Here is a 20361-nt window from a genome sequence, read left to right as displayed (position 1 = left end):
GCCATGATGACTGGAGTGTTGATTATGTTACTGGGTACCATGACAGGAGTCTATTTCGCCTTTTCGGTTTTTATGATGGATGCATTAAACCGTCTGACGGCAAAAGATGCCATTAATGTCATGAACAGCATAAACCAAGTGATTTTACGCAGCGGATTTATGCTTGTTTTCTTTGCTACCAGTCTTTGGTTGTTTGGGGCGCTCATATGGCATCTGCTTCACTGGCAAGGGCATGCTTCATGGCTTTGGATAACGTCAGCCGTAATCTATTTACTGGGTATGTTTGCGGTAACCTTGGTTGGAAATGTGCCATTAAATGAGCGACTAAAGCTTAGCTCAGAAAGCAGCCAACAAAGTGATGCAATTTGGTTCGACTATTCAAGGAAGTGGACACAACTGAATCACCTCAGAAGCGTTAGCAGTGCGTTGGCATGTTATGTGTTGACCTGTTTGGAAGGGACAGTGTTTTAAGGTTTAGATGGATTTATTATATTTTGGTGGTGTGTGAATACTCTTCTCCAACCTATGTTTGAGTCAGTCTGTGTTGGATTCATCGCATCTTCTTTCGTGGTTTAGAGGAAAGCGAATGGCGTGTCATTCGCTTTTTCTGCATAAGACCTAACTAAATTGGTCGATTAGTTTAGCGCGGAGCTTGGAAAATTAAACATGCCATTGTCATTCTTTCTAGCTTCTTTAGGTGGTACCGCTTGCAGAACGTCCCAATGCTCTACGACCTTGCCATTTTCGACTCGAAATAGATCGTAAAAGGCCATGTGTGTACCATTGAATTCACCTTCACTGACGGCTAAAACAAAATTTCCTTCCCCTAAAACCGCATGTAATTTTTCATAATGTATGGTTTGACCTTGTGCAATCATAGCCTTGAAACCTTCCAATAAAGTATTGAGGCCGTCACCGAACCATGGGTTATGTTGTAGATACGTTTTCTCGCTAATGAACTGGTTGGCTTTATTAAACTCGCCTTTTAAAAACAGAGTTTCGACCATGTTTTTTACCAACTTTTTGTTATTTTCAGTTTGTGCTAAATCGGTAATTTTTGTGGTGCCATCATACATGGTGCGACCACTGGCATTAGGTTTGGCGCTGGGTTGGATAGCGTCCCAATGTTCTACAATCTTGCCTTCCTCAAAACGAAAAATATCAAATACAACGCCATTGAAACTCTTTACATGAGAGTGGAGGACAACATAATCACCATCGGAAAACGCGCGAACTATGCTGGATTCTTTATGTTCAACTTTTGGCATTTTATCTAAGAAAGCCAAAAGACCGGATTTTCCTGTTGCTGCAGATTGGTTATGTTGGATGTATTTTTCATCACTGATGTAGCTAAGCGGAGACAAATCCGTCGTCCCTAGACTGTCTAATACGGCAACCGCTTTTTGCTGGTTGCTTAGCTCGGGTTTAGGTGCGGTGGTACTGCAAGCCGATAACAACAAGGTTGAACTTAGGGCTAGACTGATGATGGTGATAGATCTTGAGCGAATGGCGTTAGTAAGTGAGAACATAGGTTTTGCCTCCTAATGAGTGTCAATGTCCAAAATAAAAGATTATTTTGTTAAATAGGAGTATTTTTCTTGCAAGATGCCAGTAGCGAAAGGTCATAACCTGCCTTTTTAGGGTCAATCTCTAACCTGTTGAGCGAAACGATAACCTAAATTGATGTGGAGAAAGCCCTGTTTGTCTTTGAAAGAATTTATTGAAATTAGTGCTTTCTAGAAAACCTAAAGATAATGCTATGTATAATAATGACTTATCTTCTGTCAGCAAAAGTCGCTTAGCCTCTAGCGTAACATAGTCGTCGATTAACTTTTTGGCTGTATGTTGTGTGAAAGTCTTACACAGATTATTGAGGGTTTTATAACTGATACCGAGTTGTTCGGCATACTGTTTGGCGTCACGGGTTGTATTAAATTGTTTTTCGAGCAATTGTCTAAAATTGAGGTATCTTTGTGTGGATTGTTCCGGCTGTGTGGCATGCAGCTTAGGCCAGTTTTCAAATACTAAATTAAGCATGGCGGAAAGAAGTAAATAGGGGAACCTGGTTGATTCGGTCGTGCGATTTTGTTTTGTGGCTAATATCTCTATTAGGTTAATACAGTTGTTATAGTCTTGTTGCTCAAGAAGGTGCAAAGGCTCATAAAGTGCGCTCCAGTGGCTGAGTTGCGATTCAACTAACTCTGGCCACACTTCTTCGGCAAAAAACACTAGGTAACCTTTAGCCTTATCGTGCTGCTGGGTAAAAGCATGTACCTGATTTTTATGTACCATCATGGTATTACGAGCAGTAAGGGTGACCTCTTTACCGTCGTATAGGTGGTGAAGTGTGCCTTCGGTAATGATGAATAACAGGTGAAAACTGAGTCTATGGGGTTGAGTAGGAGACGTTTGCTTGGAAGGTTTGACTAGGGGCTGTGACATTATGGACAGTAATTCTTCCAGTTTGCGTACTTCAAAATGACGTGTATGTTGCTTTGATTGATGAAAGTCGACCTTTGGAATGGTATTCGATTCTATAGCGTGTTTCATTGAAGTTCAGCGCTCCTTTATCTTATAAAGGTCATTCAAACAGATGTCACAGTAAGATGTAAGGCAGATTGATCATGAAGAGCATAAGATAACAAGTTTAAGTGGTAAACTCTGTATGGGATTAAGTATTGATATAATTCATCATCATTTGTGTTAGTTGCGGAATAAATAAGATGGCAAAACTGGGTGTAAATAAAGGGCAATTGGCGGCATGTTCCAGTAAGCCTAATTGTGTTAGTAGTCAGGCGCAGGATAGAGAACATTACATTGATCCATTGTTGTTTCGAGGTGCTTTAAATAAAGCACACGATGCTATTGTGGATATTCTTCAAGAGTTGAAAAGAGTGTCGATAGAAACTAATGAGTCAAATTATTTGCATGCTGAATTTACGTCAAAGGTGTTTCGCTTTGTTGATGATGTGGAATTTTATTTTGTAGAAGAGTCGCCTAGTTTGACCACCATACACATTCGTTCCGCTTCCAGAGTGGGTTACTCTGATTTGGGCGTAAATCGTAAGCGCATGGAGTCGATTCGAGCCCAATTATGATGTTTAGCTTGCTATGCATTTGGTACGTTCTTTTCAGTCTTTTGGCGATTTTGGCTTACGGCTTTGATAAGTACGCGGCGATAAAAGGCCATTGGCGAGTTCAGGAATCCACTTTGCACTTATTGTCTTTATTGGGCGGTTGGATTGGAGCGCTGGTGGCGCAAAAGGTATTCCATCATAAGATGAGTAAAAAGCGTTTTATGTTGGTGTTTTGGGCAAGCGTGTTTGTCAATTTACTGGGGGTGGTCCTGATTTTAAGTCTATGGCCGACTTTTATGTAACTAATATGGCAAAAAATATTGAGTATTGGATTTTATTTTCTTCCTAACCTCAGATTCTCTTCCTTCAAACTCGGTTCCGTTTTACTATTTGTTTATTGAATGAGTCTCTTTTTTGAAGTGGCTCATTTTGTCTTTATTAAACTCAATTTAGGAAACACTAATGGCGGCTTTTGGTAGCGTTTTTATGCCTAAAATGGCATTGGCGACATTCGAGAATAATCAGTGGAGTAAAGCAGACATTGTTGCGGCGGACAGCATTCAAATGCATCCAGGCGCGCATGTCTTGCATTATTCCAGTACCTGCTTTGAAGGTTTGAAGGCGTTTCGCCATGAAGACGGCAGTGTGCATGTATTTCGAATGGACCAAAACGTCAAACGCCTCGCTCAAAGTAGCCGTTTGCTCTCCTTGCCTGAATTAGATGAAGCACAAGTTTCACAAATGATTTTAGACGTAATAGCAGAATTTGCTGCTGAGGTTCCAGCGCCTCCTGGTTCTATGTATATTCGTCCTACTCATATTGGGACGGAAGCGGCGATTGGTAAAGCAGCTGCGCCGACCACTTCTTCTATGTTGTATGTGTTGTTGTCTCCAGTAGGGGATTACTTCACAGGTGGGGCTAAAGCGTTACGCATATTGTTGGATGAAAACGGCATGCGTTGCGCACCTCATATGGGAGTGATAAAAAGCGGTGGTAACTATGCCAGCGCTTTAGGTCCAATTTCAAAAGCACAAAAAGAAGTACAGGCGGATCAAATCCTGTTTTGTCCAAATGGTGACGTACAAGAAACTGGTGCGGCTAACTTCTTATTGATTGACGGTAATGAAATCATCACCAAAGGATTGGATACTAGCTTCCTGCACGGCGTGACTCGCTCTTCTATTTTGACCATTGCTAAAGACTTAGGCATGACGGTTTCCGAGCGTGATATTAGAGTGGAGGAACTACTTGAACGTGCCGCTAAGCCAGAAGTGGAAGCAGTATTGTCAGGTACCGCTGCGGTACTGACTTCCGTGGGTACTTTTATTCACAACGGTAAAGACTTCAAAGTGGGTAGCGGTGAGCCTGGCCCTGTTGCGCAGAAATTACGCCAAGCATTGAATGACATTCAATGGGGTAAAGCAGAAGACAAACACAACTGGTTAACGAAAGTCGTTTAATCGGGTTTGATGTACAAAAAAGCGCTTGCTGGTGATTTATATGGACACCGGCAAGCGCTTTTTTGTTGTTTGATATGGCGTTAGAAGTTTAAACGTAATGAAGCGAACATAGCATCATAGTTGCGACTTGCTATTTCAGCACTGTCGTAGTTAGCAGCCACAGAAAAGTTTCTAGTGACATAGTAGCGTGCTGTCACTGCAAAGCTGGAATCCGTTTCAGAAAATACGTCGTCGTATTTGAGTTTGCCTTCTAATTCGAGTCGGTCGGAAATCGTGGTTCGTAAGCCTGCGCTCAGGCGATAACCTGTGTCGTCAGAGCGGCCAAAATCAACGTCAACAAATTGCAGCTGGCCAAAAATATTAGATTGTCTTCCAACACTAGAGTATAAACCCCCGCCCACAGCCATAACGTCGATACTGCCATATTCGGTAGATTCGAAGGCGACATAAGAGCTGCCAGAAAGATCAAAAGCGCCGGAAAGAGAGGAGTATTCATCATCAGAAGAGTCGACGTCTACGGTTCCTTTAGCATAATCGAGATAGGTAAAAATTGATTCTGCTTGTGTCGCGTTAGATAAGGTGAATGCAACAGTCGTAAATCCGGCCAGTAAAAATTTGTTCATTTTCTTCTCCATTTCATTTAAGTTCGTTTCTCTTCGGAAACTGTTTGAGTGTCTATTTACTGTGTCGACTCTGGATGAACAAAGTTTAAACAATTTACATTTTATTTTGATGACATGAAGGTTTTTCGTTATAAATGCAACATTAAGAGCGCTTAAAGCCCGACAACACTGACTTGGAAAAAACCATGAAAGCCGTACTGAAAAATATATTTTCGCCTATTCTAAAGCCCTTTGAGAGTGGGCAAGGGGAATTTAACTACAAGCCATCCCACCGGAAAGTGTTAGTGGTACTTGGTGTTTTATGCTTAGTGATTGCCGCCGCTTCTATCTATTTTGCTTTGTTAACGGGTCAGCTAGCGGGAGTGATTCCTGTCATCTTGTTTGGTGCAACCGGTCTGGTGTGTGAAATAGTAGGTTTATTAGGTAGCGATAGGGCCGTAGCGCGTATTTGGAAGCGTCATTAGAAGAGCAATATTGCCATAATTGAAGAAAGGCAGCTTAGGCTGCCTTTCGTGTCTTTAAGGAAGGTCTTAGTGGCGCTTGTCTTTACGTGGTTTGCCTTTGCGTGGTTTGTCTGCGCAGTCATCGGCGTGTTCCTGTTGTAATTCGAAGAACTTAGCTTTTTGTTCAGGTGTTAAAACACTCAACATCTTGTGTTGTTGGTTCATCATATTTACTTGACGTTCGATGCGTTTTTCGCTCATTTCTTTCGCTAATTCTGTGGCTTTAGCTGAGTTAAAACTGTCTGCTATCATGAGTTCTTTTAGCTGGTTCATATGTGCCTCACGAGCCGCCATGTCTGGTTTAGGTGCTTTTTCAAACTCAGCTTTCATCGCTTCACGATTGGCTTCGCGCAGTGCTTTTAGTTGCTCTTTTTGGCTATCAGTTAGTGCCAGTTCTTTCATCATGCCACGATCAAAGTCACCCATACGACATTCATGTTGTGGGCCTCGTGGTCCTTTCTCATCTTTATGTCCGTGAGCAAAACTACTGGTTGTACCAAGTGTTAATGGTAATACAAGGGAAGCGATGATAAGTTGCTTGGGAAATTTCATTGTCTGATCCTCAATACAGTGACAGGTTGCTTTTTTGGCAGCGTTCGAATGCATGAGAACTAGATTAGGATTTGCTAGGTAAATCGCGGTCTGAGCAGGTAAAGTATAGTAAAATGTAAAAATCAAGCACTATTTCAACGTAAAATAGATCGAATGTTCAGTAAGGTTTGAGAAGAAGATGACACATATTTTAATCATTGATGACGATAATGAGTTGAGTGATTTGCTGAAGGAAGTTTTGTCGTTTGAAAACTTTCAAGTTTCGACTGCCTACGATGGTGAGGCTGGTTTGCATGCAATGAATGATACTGTGGATTTGGTTCTGTTGGATGTGATGATGCCTAAATTGAATGGGTTCGATACATTAAAACGACTGAGAGAAAAATGGTCTGCCCCAGTGTTGATGTTGACCGCAAAAGGCGATGAAATTGATCGCGTGGTGGGATTAGAGTTAGGCGCAGACGATTATCTACCTAAGCCTTTTAGTGAAAGAGAATTATTGGCGCGTATTCGCGCGATTTTGCGTCGAACCCAAGCGCCAGTGGTAAGCGAAAAAGAAAAGCTGTCGGACGGCTTTGAGTATTACGATCTAAAATTGTATCCGGGAAGATTAGAAGCCTATTGCCAAGAGACATTATTGGATTTAACCAGTACGGAATTTGCCTTGCTATATTATTTTTTACAACGCCCAGGGCAGGTATTGACTAAAGAAAATTTGAGCCTTGAAGTGTTGGGTAAACGTCTCTCAGCATTTGATCGAGCCGTGGACATGCATGTCTCCAATTTACGAAAAAAATTGCCAAATTGGGAAGATGGTAAAGTGCGAATCAAAACCTTACGTGGCCGGGGGTATTTATTGGTAGAGGGGAGCTGATGCGATTGCCCAATATCACCAGCTTGTATGGTCGAATATTCGCTATTTTCTGGTTTACTATGTTCCTTATCGTGATGGCTGTGCTTACCCTACCGCATCTTGATCCTCGTAAAAGTCGCGCGATTTCACCTCATCATTATGGAGTGATGCTCAAGATTCGTGATCGACTGGAAGATCGCTTTGCCGAGGCGCAAAGCATTGAACCTGTTATTGCCCTATTGGAAGGTCGTTCACAGCGACATAAAGATAAAGACGATCATCGTTTGAGTTTATTTTTAACGGATCTAGATGGCAATGTGTTGACCTTGCTAGAACGTCCTGACTTTATTGACCGTTCTTTACGTAATTTTGTTTCCAGCATAGAAAACCCAGCAATACCGAGTCAGCGTTTGTATGGCAAGATGATGTTTTCTGGGCCTATCCCCATCTACCTTGCTCATCAAGATTTTTATTTGATCGTTGCCAATCGTTGGGATCAACCACCAAATTTTTTATTGCAATTATTTGATCATCCATTGCGTTTGCTATTGCTTGTGATGTTGGTCAGTACGCCGTTTTTATTATGGCTTGCATGGGCATTAAGTCAGCCAGCTAGGCGATTAGAGAAGGCGGCTAAACGTGTATCAAAAGGGGTGTTTGAAACGGATCCGACATTGGAGAAGGGGCCGCAAGAGTTTCGACAGGCGGGCGCTAGCTTCAATCAAATGGTGGGGGCTGTCAATATGATGATCAGTCGCCAACAAAGGTTGTTATCGGATATTTCACATGAACTTAGATCTCCACTCACGCGTTTGCGCATGGCACAAGCTTTGGCGTCTCGTAAACAAGGGGACAGCCTCGAACTTGAGCGAATTGATCTTGAAGCGCAGCGACTGGAACAAATGATTGGTAAATTATTGGAATTGTCCAGTTTACAAGTTGACAGTCATCTGATTCGTGAACGTCAGCCCTTATCTAGTGTATTCAAGGAAATTTTTGCAGACAGTCAGTTTGAAGCAGAACAAATTCATAAAGTGGTGGAATTACCGGACATTCCGAACTGCGATATTCTGTGTCATCCACAATTATTAACAAGTGCATTAGAAAACATTATTCGCAATGCCATTTATTACAGTAAAAATAGAGTGAAAGTGTCTTTGACATTACAGTCGAGTCGCCTTTTAGTAGGGGTTGAAGACGATGGTGATGGTGTACCAGAGAATGAATTGGAATCTATTTTTAGACCTTTTTATCGAGTATCCGCGGCTCGAGACCGTCATTCTGGTGGAACAGGATTGGGCTTAGCCATTTCAGAAAATGCGATTCGTCAGCACAATGGCAGCATACAGGCAAAGAAAAGCTTACTGGGAGGCTTATTTGTTGAGGTGACTCTGCCTTTGTCTTAATAGGGAAAGTGATCATTAAGAGAGCAGATAGGTGAAAAAGAGAGTAGATAGATAAAAAATGGGAAGCCAATTGGCTTCCCATTTTTTATTGGTCGTCATTTACCTTATACAAAGATAAAGAATTTTGCGGTGAATAAGGCTGCCAAAGCGTAAACGGCAAAACTTACTTGCTTACCTTGGCCGGACAGTAATTTGATTACCGCGTAACTGATAAAAGATAAGGCGATGCCATCAGCAATGGAGTAGGTCAATGGCATGCTAAATGCGGCAATTAGAACAGGTGCCGCTTCAGAGATGTCATCCCATTCCACCCGTGCCAAGCTGCTGGTCATTAAAACAGCAACGTACATAAGTGCACCTGCTGTCGCATACGCTGGGATAGAACCTGCTAAAGGCGCAAAAAACAAACTCAACAAGAAGAGCACAGCAACCACGACAGCGGTAAGGCCAGTTCGACCACCTGCTGCCACACCTGATGCACTTTCAATGTAACTGGTCGTAGAAGAGGTGCCAAGAGCTGCGCCAGCAACGGTTGCTGTTGAATCCGCTAATAGTGCTTTTTTCAAGCGAGGTAGGTTGCCATTCTTATCCAATAAGCCACCACGTTGGCCCACTCCGATTAAGGTGCCAGATGTGTCAAAGAGGTCGACAAAGAAGAAAGCGAATACCACACTGATCATGGAGATTTGGAAAGCGCCTTCAATGTCCATGGCTAAGAAAGTTGGCGCAACAGACGGTGGCATAGATACCAAGCCAGCAAATTGACTTTGGCCTAGCAGCATAGACAAAAGGGTAATGATTAAAATACCAATCATTACTGCACCTGTGACGTTAAGGTAGGCTAGAGCGCAAATGATGAAAAAGCCCATTAGACCGTATATGGCAGAAGGAGAAGACAAGTCGCCTAGCGCCACCATAGTGGCTGGGTTTTTGACTATGATGCCAGCATTTTGCAAGGCAATCATAGCTAAGAATAAACCGATACCTGCCGCAATACCTAGTTTCAAAGACGTGGGTATTGCATTAATGACCCATTCGCGGATGCGCAAGATACTGATTAGAATGAACAAGATACCGGATAAAAATACGGCACCTAATGCTTGTTCCCAAGAATAGCCCATGCCATTTACGACACCAAAAGTAAAGAAAGCATTGAGGCCCATACCTGGTGCCATTGCAATGGGATAATTGGCGTACAATCCCATGATCAAACAGCCGATTGCAGCCGCTAGACAGGTTGCAACAAATACTGCCCCTGAATCCATGCCTGCTTGAGACAAAATAGAAGGGTTTACGAAAATGATGTAAGCCATGGTTAGGAAGGTGGTAATACCGCCAACCACTTCGTTACGCACATTAGTATTATGTGCTTTTAGTTGAAATAAAGGTTCAAGCATTGAATTGCCTTAATTGTGGTTTAGTTTTCAGGGTTAAAAAACGGCGTAAGTATAAAAAAATAAGCGCACTTTGTGCAGATAATATTGCAAAAAATTAACGGCACAAAGTGGCAGGGTTATTTATGGAAGTCGATGGCGCCTACATCCGCTACATAAGGGCTGTTAAAGGCCATCGCAGCTTGGTGCTCAGGGTGGGTTTGATAGCGTCTTAACTCCTCAAGGGAATCAAATTGCATATCTAAGATGAGATCCCAGCTGCGATTTTCTTTTAACTCATCTCGACCAATATGCAATGCTTTTATTTGTGCAATGCTGTGTTTTAAGGCCTGCATTTTTTCAATAAAGGAATCAATGTGGTCACCTGAGACATTGTCTTGGTATTTGATAAAGACATAATGCTGTAGCATGGTATTCCTTATAATCCGTTTAAGAGGCTTTTTGTTTCGGACTTTGTGTTGGCGTGGTGACGTCTACCGTTGGGGGAGCGTTATTGAGCGCCTCCATTGCGTAACCTGCTGCGGCCTTGTACTTAGCCATCATATCCTGACGCTCTTGCGCAGGGAAAACGGCTTCAATGTCTTCAAACATACCGCCACAGCGTTTATCCAGCTCGTTTAAGATAACAAATGGACCAGCGCCTCGATTGCGCAAGACAACGGCAGAAATATCCTCACACAAGCTATTATTGAATTCATTGAGTGCGGTCGCGGTCGCACCAAATTTGAGTATGGCTGCACCCAATACGCGAGCATCGACAATCGCTTGACTGGCACCATTGGAACCTGTCGGATACATAATGTGTGCCGCATCGCCCATTAATGCCACATTACCTTCTACCCAGCTTGGTACCGGATCTCTGTCTATCATTGGGTATTCAAAGACTTCTTGCGCACCTCTCAGCAAGCCTTGTATGTCGACCCAATCATAATTCCAATCGTCAAAATGATGAATAAAATCTTCCAGCTCGACTTTTTTATTCCAATCACCACTGGTCCAGCCGGCTGAATTGTCCATGGTGACCTCGGCAATCCAATTAATGGTGGCTAGGCCAGTTTGGGGATCGGCAGGCGTAATTGGATAGAAGACAATTCTATGATGATGTGTTCCTAAGCCGACGAATGAAGCGCCCGTGCGAATGGGCTTGGCTTGGGACGTACCTCGCCACATCACAGCGCCACCCCAGTGAATAGGTGGTTGCTGTGGGTACATTTGAGCGCGTACTGCAGAGTGTAAGCCGTCAGCCGCGATCAATAATGAACCTTCTAGCTCTATTTGTTCGCCTGTGGCTAAGGTGACGGTTGCAAGCACGCCCTCAGCTGTATTTCGATATTGCGTGACTTTATGGCCGGTTTTAATGGCCTCTTTGCCAAGGCGCTCAACAGCGGTGCGATACAGTAGCATTTGTAATTCACCACGATGAACGGAATACTGGGGCCAATGGTAGCCTGCCTCTAAACCACGAGGTTCACTGTAAACTTCTTTGCCGTTAAGACCAACTAAGGTCCACTCTTTGGTTTGAATACCTATGGTGTTAAGCAGGTCTTCATTTAAGCCTAGGTCATAGAGTTCACGAACGGCGTTTGGTTGGATGTTGATACCTACGCCAAGGGGCTTTAATTCCGCAACAGATTCCAATACTAGGCATGGCTGGCCGATTTGATGAAGGGTTAAGGCTAGAGCGAGTCCGCCAATGCCGCCGCCAGCGATTAGAATGGGTTTTTTATTATTCGAAGTAGTGTTGCTAGATGCCATGTTACTAAGAGCCATAGTTGAGAGGGTCCACAGTTTTTCATTAAACGGTTATTATCGCTAACACTGTCTTCCTATACAATCGCGTATTTGCCTATTGTCACCATTGTTCTATTCGATAGCCCTGCGCAGCTAGTGCTTTTAACACGCTATCAGGGCCGGCTAAATGTAAGGCGCCAACCAAAACAAGCTCTATTTCAGGTGTGTCGAACATTTGCGTTATCTGCGGAACCCATTGTTTATTGCGCTGAGTAAGTAGGGCGTCGTAAATGGCTGGATAATCGCTTTTAAAATCTATTATCTCGGTTTTGTTTAATGCTTCTAGTTTTCCTGAGCGCCAGCTTTGTTTGATGTTATCCATGGCGCTGGGCAGGGTGCTGACGTCCTCTAGTGTGTAGCGGACCATAATATTGGCTTCTATCTGATTAAGGCGGCTTAGTAGGGCGATTTGTTCTTCTAGCGTTTCCAGCCAGCCTTGTGTTTTACCGTCTTGCTGAGCCTTATTAGCGTAGTAAAAATCGACGCCTTCCTCTGTCATTTCAAGCTCACTGAGCGCATGTAATGTTAAAAAGATTGATAAGGCCACCGGTGTGAAGTTTTCGACTTGATGGTATGGAATACCATGTTGAGTTAAATAGTCATTAAGTCGTGTAAAAGAGGCTTTATTCAGATACTGATGAAGCTTGTCGCCATTTTGTAGCATCATGACCGATTGCCGTTGACTCTGGAAATTGGCTTGGTTTAAAGCATGAATATCCGTTTCAAACACCAGAGTATCCGCGTCTTGATAAGCCTTATCATACGCTGAGGGTAAAGGGTAATCTTCAGCGCTCAATACATGTATGGTGCCCGCTAAAAAGAGATGGCTGTTTCCGTTTGATACCTTCCATACAGAGGCTGCATGGCTTGGTAATGCAAGACACAGGGAAACGAGCAGCAAACTATTCATTAGAATCTTCATTATGTGATGGTCTATATTCATTATTGATGACCAGCAGATTACCAATAAGAGAGAAATAACAACAAGTAAATGAAGTGTTTTTTGATGACATTTTTTAACTGGCTTGATGATCTTTGTTAGTCGGCAACTTTATGAGATGTGATGGAAGTCTTATGTCTAAAATGCAATAAGAAATATAGATAATTTATTTAAGTCTTTGAATTTATTATTTTTATTTTTTATTTTGTGTGCCGATTTGATATCGATGCAACAGGATGAAATAGCCAAGAAAATGACGATTTTTTGGCTTTGGTGTATTTTGTCACTAACTTTGGCATCTTTTGTTATTGAGAGAATGGGCTTTATAGACGAATCTTTCTAGTATCGAAAGAGTTCATTTTGGAACTGTTCCAACAAAAACAATAAGAGGTTATAGGCCATGCCTGAATATAAAGCGCCATTGCGCGATATTAAATTTGTCACAGAGGAAGTTCTGGATATTTACGGTCATTACGCAAAGTTACCTAGTGCCGAAGAAGCAACGCCAGATATGGTGTCTGCAATTCTAGAAGAAGGTGCCAAGTTTGCTGAGCGTGTTCTTTCTCCTCTAAACCGTATCGGTGACCAGCAAGGTTGCCAATTCAATGACGGTGTCGTTACCACGCCTGAAGGCTTTAAAGAAGCTTACCAACAATATGTTGAAGGTGGTTGGCCATCGTTGTCACATCCTGAAGAAATGGGTGGTCAAGGCTTGCCAGATTCTCTTGGTATGTTGGTTACCGAAATGATCGCCACTTCTAACTGGTCTTGGGGTATGTACCCAGGGCTTAGTCATGGAGCGATGAATACCATTGAGCAACACGGTACAGAAGAGCAGAAACAGACGTATTTGACCAAGCTTGTATCGGGCGAGTGGACAGGCACCATGTGCTTAACTGAACCGCATTGTGGTACCGACTTGGGTATGTTGAAAACCAAGGCTGAGCCACAAGAAGATGGTAGCTATACTATTACTGGTACGAAAATCTTCATCTCTGCGGGTGAGCATGACATGGCAGAAAATATCGTGCACATCGTATTGGCACGTTTACCAGATGCTCCAGCCGGTACCAAAGGCATCTCACTGTTTATCGTTCCTAAATTCAACGTAGATGACGCGGGTGAAAAAGCCGATCGTAATCAATTGGCTTGTGGTTCCATCGAACATAAGATGGGCATCCATGGTAACGCGACTTGTGTGATGAACTTTGACGGTGCCAAAGGCTTTTTGATCGGACCACCAAATCGCGGTTTGAACTGCATGTTTACCTTCATGAACGCGGCTCGTTTAGGTACGGCAATGCAAGGTTTGGCGCATTCTGAGTGGGCTCTACAAAACTCAGTGGCTTACGCTAAAGATCGTTTGCAAATGCGTGCTTTGTCTGGTGCTAAGGCGCCTGAAAAAGCGGCTGATCCTATTATCGTTCACCCTGATGTTCGCCGCATGTTATTGACACAAAAGGCCTTTGCAGAAGGTGGTCGTGCGTTGATTCATTACTGCTCTATGTTGGTGGATAGCACCAAACATGGCAGCAAAGAAGAGAAAGAAGAAGCAGAAGACTTGATGTCTTTATTGACGCCAATTGCCAAAGCATTTTTGACGGAAACAGGTTTTGAAGCGGCTAACCACGGACTACAAGTTTTTGGTGGTCACGGTTTCATTGCTGAATGGGGGATGGAGCAAAACGTACGTGATTGTCGTATTTCCATGCTGTACGAAGGCACAACTGGCATTCAGGCACTGGATCTATTGGGTCGTAAAGTACTGATGACGCAAGGCGCTACACTGCGTCGTTTCACTAAGATTGTTCATAAGTTCTGTAAAGAACACAAGGGTGACAAACGCTTCAAATCCTACCTCTCCGCGCTAGACAAACTGAACAGCGAATGGGGCGATGTGACCATGAAAATTGGTATGAAAGCCATGCGTAATAAAGAAGAAGTGGGCGCAGCGTCGGTTGATTATCTTATGTTCTCTGGCTATGTGGTATTGGCTTACTTCTGGGCTCGTATGGCCATCACAGCGAAGAACAAGCTAGACCAAGGTACGGATGAAGTGGGTTTCTACACAGCGAAATTACAAACAGCGACTTTCTACTACGATCGTATTCTGCCACGTACTAAAGCGCACGTAGAGGCGATGTTGTCTGGTGCCGATAATTTACTGGATATGGACGAAGATAACTTCCTATTCCTAAATGCTTAATAGTAAAAATAGCTGCCCTGATAGCAGGGCAGCAAAAGACAGAATAATTAAATGAGGTGTGTTATGAGCGATGCTAAAGCTGTTTTTGATTCCATGTTAAATCGTTTCGATGCCGATGAAGCCGACGACATGGAAGCGGTCTTTCAATTTGACTTAGACGATGCTGACAGTTATTACCTAAGCATTGATGAAGGTAAATGCGAAATGGGTGAAGGGGAGCACGATGATCCTACTGTTACTCTGAGCATGGACCTTGCTACATTGAAAGATGTAATGAGTGGTGAATTAGATGGCATGCAAGCCTTCATGCAAGGTAAAATCCGTGCAGATGGAGACATCATGCTAGCAACCAAGTTAACGCAAATTTTCCCCCAGTAACAAGAAAATTGCAGAAAACTTCTAAGCTCAACTGCTAAACTTGTGGTTGAGCTTTTGTATTTGATTCTCTCCAACATAAAAAAAACAACTGGAGCTTTTTATGACAACGGATACTTCTCCTCATAACAACCTAGATAATGAGAAAGTGCCAGGTAGTTATTTACCAGACTCGCTAAACCCTAATGGTTATCAATGTCTAACCGATGTACTTGCAAAAGCGGTTGATAAATACGCCGACTTGCCTGCCTACACAAGTGTAGGGCGCACTATTACTTACCGTGAATTGGATGAAAAATCTAACGAGTTTGCGGCCTATTTGCAAAATGAAACCAGCTTGTTACCTGGTGATCGAATTGCTATCCAGTTACCTAATATTATCCAATATCCGATTGTGCTTTTTGGTGCTATGAAAGCGGGTATGGTGGTGGTTAATACCAATCCACTTTATACCCCAAATGAACTGGAGCACCAATTTAACGATGCTAATGTGAAAGCCGTCGTAGTGTTCGCTAATATGGCGAGCAACGTGGAAAAAATTCTGCCTAAAACCAGCATTCAGCATGTCATTATTACCGAAATTGCAGACTTGCATCCGCCAGTAAAACGTTTGTTGGTGAACTCGGTAGTAAAATACGTGAAGAAAATGGTGCCGCCATATCATATACAGGGTGCTCTTACGCTTAACCAAGCTTTAGCTAAAGGGCGTGGCAAGAGTGTGGCTAAAGCATCAATTAAGCCTGAGGAAATTGCCGTGTTGCAATACACGGGTGGTACCACAGGTGTTGCCAAAGGCGCTATGCTAACCAACGCTAACTTGTTAGCCAATATGTATCAATTAAGCTCGCGCTTACAGACTATAATTGATGAGCGAACCGAAACCTATATTGCGCCTTTGCCTCTGTATCATATTTATGCATTTTTGATTCATGGTCTGACCTTGCTTGAGCGAGGTGCCCATAGCATCTTGATTCCAAACCCTCGTGATTTACCTGGTTTCGTTAGCGAATTGAAGAAGTGGAAATTTACGGGTTTTGTTGGTCTTAATACCTTGTTTGTCGGACTTTGTAATCGTGAAGATTTCCGCGCTTTGGATTTCACCGCTTTGAAATTGACCTGTTCTGGCGGTATGCCACTCACTCACGCCGCAGCCGACGAATGGAAACGCATTACCGGATGCCAAGTGGTCGAAGGTTACGGCTTAACGGAAACCTCACCTGTTGTGTCATTCAATCCGATTGGTAAAGAACGTATCGGAACCATAGGTTTGCCAGTGGGTGAAACGGACATCAAGATCCAAGGTGATAAGGGTGAGGCCTTGCCACAGGGTGAATCAGGCATGTTGTGCGTGCGTGGCCCACAGGTCATGAAAGGCTACTGGAACCGTGAAGAAGCGACTCGTGAAGTAATGACCGAAGATGGTTTCTTGATCACAGGTGACATCGCCATGCAGCATGAAGATGGCTACCTACAAATCGTTGATCGTGCCAAAGATATGATCATAGTGTCTGGTTTCAACGTATACCCAACAGAAGTGGAAGACTGTATTTCCTCTCATCCTTCGATTCTTGAGTCGGCTGCCATTGGCGTGCCAGATGATAAAACAGGTGAAGCGGTAAAAGCTTTTGTCGTGATGAAAACGGATGAAAGCATTGATATAGAAACATTGAGAGTATTTTGTAAGGAGCATTTGGCTGCTTACAAGGTGCCGAAGTACATCGAAGTACGCACTGAACTGCCTAAGACCAATGTCGGTAAAGTATTACGTCGTGCTTTGCGCGAAGAAATGGCTGACTAAGCGTATTTTTATTTCTGCGCGACAGCGGCTGAGTTCGCTGTCGCGCAGTACCCCCTTTCCATACGCCTTTCCTAGGAGAGAATGATGACGCAAGTGAAACGTCAGTTGCTGCATCGTCGTCGTATTGAGTCATACGGTTTTTTGCGTGATGATGGCTTATGGGAAGTCGAAGCCACGATGCAAGACCTCAAGGCTCATGATGTACATCGAGAGTACGACGGCAGCCTGGTTCCTAAAGACACACCTTTTCATGATATGTATGTGCGTTTAACGTTAGACGACAGTTTTTTGGTTAAAGACATAGAAGTCTCTATGCATGCCTTTCCTTTTCCTGGTTGTGGTGGTGCGGTGCCGTCGTTTGATGTCGTGAAAGGCACGCGTATTGGTCCTGGTTGGAATCGTTGGTTAAAGGAAACCTTTGCTGGGAAGTCTGGTTGTACTCATGTGATGGAGTTATTGCCAGTGGCTGCAACGACGGCATTTCAGACCATGTGGCAGCCGTTAAGTGAAAAATACCCTCAACAAGTACCGATTGCGATTGGTAAGTTGGTGAACACCTGCCAAGGTTGGGCAGAGGATGGTCCCATGGTGAAAAAGCTGGTGGAAGAGCAAGTATTAACATTACCCGCTGGGGAGATTTCCTAATGAGTGAATTGGTAACGGAAAGAATCGAAGCGGGGGTGCAATACATTTGTCTCAACCGTACGGATAAAAAAAACGCGATTACATTAGAAATGTATCAGGCATTAACTGAGTTATTGCATTTTGCTGAACAGAATCCTGCGGTAAAAGCCAGCATGATCTTTGGCGCTGGAGATGACTTCTCTTCAGGTAATGACATCAAAGAGTTTATACAAATTGCTCAAGCACCTGAGAAAATGGAATCCATCATGGCTTTTTTGCAAATGCTCAGTGGTTATAAAAAACCGCTGCTAGCGGGTGTGGAAGGCCGTGCCGTTGGGGTTGGTGCGACTATGCTATTGCATTGTGACATGGTGGTGGCGTCACGCAGTGCCAAATTGCAGTTTCCGTTCGTACAACTTGGTGTTGTGCCTGAAGCGGCATCGAGTCATCTTTTGCCGCAATTGGTTGGTCATCAAAAAGCCTTTGAAATACTTATTTTAGGTGACTTTATTGAAGCAAAAGACGCCCATGATTTGAAAATGCTCAATCATTTATGCGAACCAGGTGAGGCATTTCAGGTGGCACAAATGTACGCCCAGAAAATTGCTGCTTTGCCAGTGGAAGCGGTGGCTTTGAGTAAGGATTTATTAAAGTATCGCGATCATGATGATGTGCAGATGACACTGATGCGTGAAGGTCGCATCTTCAAAGACAGATTAAAGTCCCAAGAAGCCTATCAGGCCTTTGCTGCTTTTTTATCGCGAAATAAATAATGCAAAGTTTGATATTCAACGTCTCATCACAGATGGGGCTTTTTTTGTTAATGAAAAATAAGTTTTCTTTTCACTATACACTGTGATTTTTTTCATAAATTGCGGCTAAACTCAAAAGAAGAAAGCGCATGAAATAGGCTAACTCAATCATCCATGATTATTTTTGTTAGTTAACTGGCGCTTTTTTGTTATTGATGAAAATTGCGCTCAAACTAATATAGGCTGCAAGAAAATAATAAATACGAGGGACTTATGAAAATCCTAGTTTCTGTTAAACGCGTTATTGATTATAACGTCAAAGTTCGTGTTAAGGCTGACCAGACTGCGGTCGATCTTACGAATGTCAAAATGTCTATGAATCCCTTCTGTGAAATCGCTGTAGAAGAGGCTATTCGCTTGAAAGAAAAAGGCGTAGCGTCGGAAGTGATTGCGGTTTCTATCGGTTCTAAAGCCTGTCAAGAAACCTTACGTACGGCACTTGCCTTGGGAGCTGATCGGGCCATTCAAGTGGAAGCGGAAGACGATGTGGATTCTCTTTCAGTAGCGAAATTGTTAGCAAAAGTGGCGCAAGAAGAAGCTGTTGATTTGATCATAATGGGTAAGCAGGCGATCGATTCTGATAATAATCAGACGGGTCAAATGCTGGCAGCATTGTTGGATTATCCTCAGGCGACATTTGCTTCTGAAGTGGTGATTGATAATGGCGAAGCACAAGTGACTCGTGAAATTGATGGCGGTCTACAAACGCTTGCGGTGACTTTGCCTGCGGTCGTCACAACGGATCTGCGTTTGAATGAGCCACGTTTTGCTTCTTTGCCGAACATCATGAAAGCCAAAAGAAAGCCACTGGATGTAAAAGCGCCTGCTGATTTGGGTGTCGAGATTCGTTCCAATGTGAGCGTGGTATCGGTTACGCCGCCGCCAGAACGTGCCAGTGGTATTAAGGTTGGCTCAGTGACTGAGTTGGTAGACAAACTTAAAAATGAAGCGAAGGTGGTGTCATGAGTATTTTAGTCATTGCTGAACACGATAATAAATCTCTAAAACCTGCCACGCTAAATACGGTTACTGCTGCTTCACAAATTGGCGGTGATATTCATCTATTGGTGGCGGGTTTTGAATGCCAAACCGTGGTTGAACAAGCGTCTTCAGTGACTGGGGTGGCTAAAGTTTTGGTTGCCGACAATCAGGCATACGAACATCAGTTGGCGGAAAACATCTCTAAGTTAGTGGTAGATGTAGCGGAAGGTTACACCCACATCTTAGCGCCAGCGACGACGACGGGCAAAAATACCTTGCCTCGCGTGGCTGCCTTGCTTGATGTGGCTCAGCTATCCGATGTCATTAAAGTTGAGTCTGCAGACACATTTGTGCGTCCTATTTATGCAGGTAATGCCATCGCTACGGTGAAATCTGCTGACTCAGTAAAAGTGATGACGATTCGTGCCACAGGTTTTGATGCAACCGCAGGCGAAGGTGGCAGTGCAGAGCGTGAAGTATTGGCGCAGGTTATTGCTGCTGATAAGAGCCGTTTTATCAAAGACGAACTGGCTGAATCAGATCGTCCAGAGTTAACCGCAGCGAAAGTTGTGGTGTCTGGTGGTCGTGGTATGGGGAGTGGCGACAACTTCAAGTTATTGGAAGGTGTGGCTGACAAACTGGGTGCTGCTATCGGTGCTTCACGTGCTGCGGTCGACGCAGGTTTTGTGCCGAATGATTTTCAAGTTGGTCAAACGGGTAAAACCGTTGCCCCTGATTTGTACATTGCGGTAGGTATTTCTGGTGCCATTCAGCATTTGGCTGGTATGAAGGGCTCTAAGGTCATTGTTGCGATCAACAAAGATGAAGAAGCCCCTATCTTCCAAATTGCCGATTACGGTTTGGTGGCTGACTTGTTTGAAGCCGTGCCTGAATTGGAAAGTAATCTATAAGTATCCCCTAGGGAAAACGATTTAATCTAGGTCCAGTTCAATCGTATTGAGCTG

The 20361-nt window shown here is 43.5% G+C and carries 22 protein-coding genes; 14 read left to right on the top strand and 8 right to left on the bottom strand.

All coding sequences use genetic code 11. From position 1 onward, the window contains the following. Window positions 1-3 precede the first annotated feature (3 nt). Entirely contained in the window at window positions 4-471 is a 468-nt protein-coding gene (locus tag ACXAH2_RS10500; RefSeq protein WP_475078372.1) for an anthrone oxygenase family protein, read from the top strand. Between the two features lie 164 nt (window positions 472-635). Here the strand turns inward: ACXAH2_RS10500 and ACXAH2_RS10495 are convergent, their stop codons facing one another. Continuing rightward, window positions 636-1529 carry a nuclear transport factor 2 family protein gene (locus ACXAH2_RS10495; protein WP_475078371.1) on the bottom strand — a complete coding sequence of 298 codons (894 nt, stop codon included), beginning with the start codon at window positions 1527-1529 and terminating at the stop codon, window positions 636-638. A 121-nt stretch (window positions 1530-1650) separates the two neighbouring features. Then, window positions 1651-2550: an AraC family transcriptional regulator gene (locus ACXAH2_RS10490; protein WP_475078370.1), complete on the bottom strand. Its 900-nt coding sequence runs from the start codon at window positions 2548-2550 to the stop codon at window positions 1651-1653. 173 nt (window positions 2551-2723) lie between these two features. Between ACXAH2_RS10490 and ACXAH2_RS10485 the strand changes: the two genes are divergently transcribed. The 3 genes from ACXAH2_RS10485 to ACXAH2_RS10475 all read left to right on the top strand — a co-directional run bounded on the left by ACXAH2_RS10485 (window position 2724) and on the right by ACXAH2_RS10475 (window position 4538). Then, entirely contained in the window at window positions 2724-3098 is a 375-nt protein-coding gene (locus ACXAH2_RS10485; RefSeq protein WP_475078368.1) for a DUF1499 domain-containing protein, read from the top strand. Beyond that, window positions 3095-3379 (top strand): DUF1294 domain-containing protein, encoded by a 285-nt coding sequence (locus tag ACXAH2_RS10480; protein ID WP_475078367.1) that lies wholly within the window; start codon window positions 3095-3097, stop codon window positions 3377-3379. Before ACXAH2_RS10485 ends, ACXAH2_RS10480 begins: the two co-directional genes overlap by 4 nt. A 160-nt stretch (window positions 3380-3539) precedes the next feature. Continuing rightward, entirely contained in the window at window positions 3540-4538 is a 999-nt protein-coding gene (locus tag ACXAH2_RS10475; RefSeq protein WP_475078366.1) for a branched-chain amino acid aminotransferase, read from the top strand. Between the two features lie 80 nt (window positions 4539-4618). On the opposite strand, the gene ACXAH2_RS10470 is transcribed toward ACXAH2_RS10475, so the two are convergent. Beyond that, a complete protein-coding gene (locus ACXAH2_RS10470) occupies window positions 4619-5161 on the bottom strand; it encodes a hypothetical protein (protein ID WP_475078364.1) in 543 nt (180 codons plus the stop codon). 185 nt (window positions 5162-5346) lie between these two features. Here ACXAH2_RS10470 and ACXAH2_RS10465 point away from each other — a divergent pair, with 185 nt between their 5' ends. Further along, window positions 5347-5625: a hypothetical protein gene (locus tag ACXAH2_RS10465; RefSeq protein ID WP_475078363.1), complete on the top strand. Its 279-nt coding sequence runs from the start codon at window positions 5347-5349 to the stop codon at window positions 5623-5625. A 66-nt stretch (window positions 5626-5691) separates the two neighbouring features. On the opposite strand, the gene ACXAH2_RS10460 is transcribed toward ACXAH2_RS10465, so the two are convergent. Beyond that, entirely contained in the window at window positions 5692-6216 is a 525-nt protein-coding gene (locus tag ACXAH2_RS10460) for a CpxP family protein (RefSeq protein WP_475078362.1), read from the bottom strand. Window positions 6217-6394: 178 nt separating this feature from the next. On the opposite strand from ACXAH2_RS10460, the gene ACXAH2_RS10455 reads away from it, so the two are divergent. Beyond that, a complete protein-coding gene (locus ACXAH2_RS10455; protein ID WP_475078361.1) occupies window positions 6395-7090 on the top strand; it encodes a response regulator in 696 nt (231 codons plus the stop codon). Next, window positions 7090-8475: an envelope stress sensor histidine kinase CpxA gene (gene cpxA / locus ACXAH2_RS10450; protein ID WP_475078359.1), complete on the top strand. Its 1386-nt coding sequence runs from the start codon at window positions 7090-7092 to the stop codon at window positions 8473-8475. The genes ACXAH2_RS10455 and cpxA overlap by 1 nt, the downstream gene beginning before the upstream one ends. 104 nt (window positions 8476-8579) lie before the next feature. Here the strand turns inward: cpxA and ACXAH2_RS10445 are convergent, their stop codons facing one another. From ACXAH2_RS10445 to ACXAH2_RS10430, 4 genes are all read right to left on the bottom strand, one after another. After that, window positions 8580-9872, bottom strand: coding sequence for an NCS2 family permease (locus ACXAH2_RS10445; protein WP_475078358.1), 1293 nt, complete (start codon window positions 9870-9872; stop codon window positions 8580-8582). A 116-nt stretch (window positions 9873-9988) separates the two neighbouring features. Then, window positions 9989-10279, bottom strand: coding sequence for a Dabb family protein (locus ACXAH2_RS10440; RefSeq protein WP_475078357.1), 291 nt, complete (start codon window positions 10277-10279; stop codon window positions 9989-9991). A gap of 19 nt (window positions 10280-10298) precedes the next feature. Then, window positions 10299-11639 (bottom strand): flavin-dependent oxidoreductase, encoded by a 1341-nt coding sequence (locus tag ACXAH2_RS10435; protein WP_475078356.1) that lies wholly within the window; start codon window positions 11637-11639, stop codon window positions 10299-10301. A gap of 82 nt (window positions 11640-11721) precedes the next feature. Beyond that, window positions 11722-12570 (bottom strand): TraB/GumN family protein, encoded by an 849-nt coding sequence (locus tag ACXAH2_RS10430; protein ID WP_475078355.1) that lies wholly within the window; start codon window positions 12568-12570, stop codon window positions 11722-11724. 430 nt (window positions 12571-13000) lie between these two features. On the opposite strand from ACXAH2_RS10430, the gene ACXAH2_RS10425 reads away from it, so the two are divergent. The 7 genes from ACXAH2_RS10425 (at window position 13001) to ACXAH2_RS10395 (ending at window position 20307) form a co-directional block, all read left to right on the top strand. Next, window positions 13001-14806, top strand: coding sequence for an acyl-CoA dehydrogenase C-terminal domain-containing protein (locus ACXAH2_RS10425; protein ID WP_475078354.1), 1806 nt, complete (start codon window positions 13001-13003; stop codon window positions 14804-14806). Window positions 14807-14869: 63 nt separating this feature from the next. Beyond that, on the top strand, window positions 14870-15184 hold the full coding sequence (locus ACXAH2_RS10420) for an SCP2 sterol-binding domain-containing protein (protein WP_475078353.1): 315 nt from the start codon (window positions 14870-14872) through the stop codon (window positions 15182-15184). A 100-nt stretch (window positions 15185-15284) separates the two neighbouring features. Next, window positions 15285-16979 (top strand): AMP-binding protein, encoded by a 1695-nt coding sequence (locus ACXAH2_RS10415; protein WP_475078352.1) that lies wholly within the window; start codon window positions 15285-15287, stop codon window positions 16977-16979. Between the two features lie 84 nt (window positions 16980-17063). Beyond that, window positions 17064-17624, top strand: a complete 561-nt coding sequence (locus ACXAH2_RS10410; protein WP_475078351.1) for a DUF2889 domain-containing protein — start codon at window positions 17064-17066, stop codon at window positions 17622-17624. Continuing rightward, entirely contained in the window at window positions 17624-18376 is a 753-nt protein-coding gene (locus ACXAH2_RS10405; protein WP_475078350.1) for an enoyl-CoA hydratase-related protein, read from the top strand. Before ACXAH2_RS10410 ends, ACXAH2_RS10405 begins: the two co-directional genes overlap by 1 nt. Before the next feature lie 252 nt (window positions 18377-18628). Continuing rightward, on the top strand, window positions 18629-19381 hold the full coding sequence (locus ACXAH2_RS10400) for an electron transfer flavoprotein subunit beta/FixA family protein (protein ID WP_475078349.1): 753 nt from the start codon (window positions 18629-18631) through the stop codon (window positions 19379-19381). After that, the gene (locus ACXAH2_RS10395) at window positions 19378-20307 is read left to right on the top strand and encodes an electron transfer flavoprotein subunit alpha/FixB family protein (protein WP_475078347.1); all 930 of its coding nucleotides are present in this window, start codon (window positions 19378-19380) and stop codon (window positions 20305-20307) included. The genes ACXAH2_RS10400 and ACXAH2_RS10395 overlap by 4 nt, the downstream gene beginning before the upstream one ends. Window positions 20308-20361: the final 54 nt, after the last annotated feature.

It is taken from the genome of Marinomonas sp. ABL3_031, from assembly GCF_056161265.1.
This window is presented reverse-complemented; position numbering and strand designations above follow the sequence as displayed.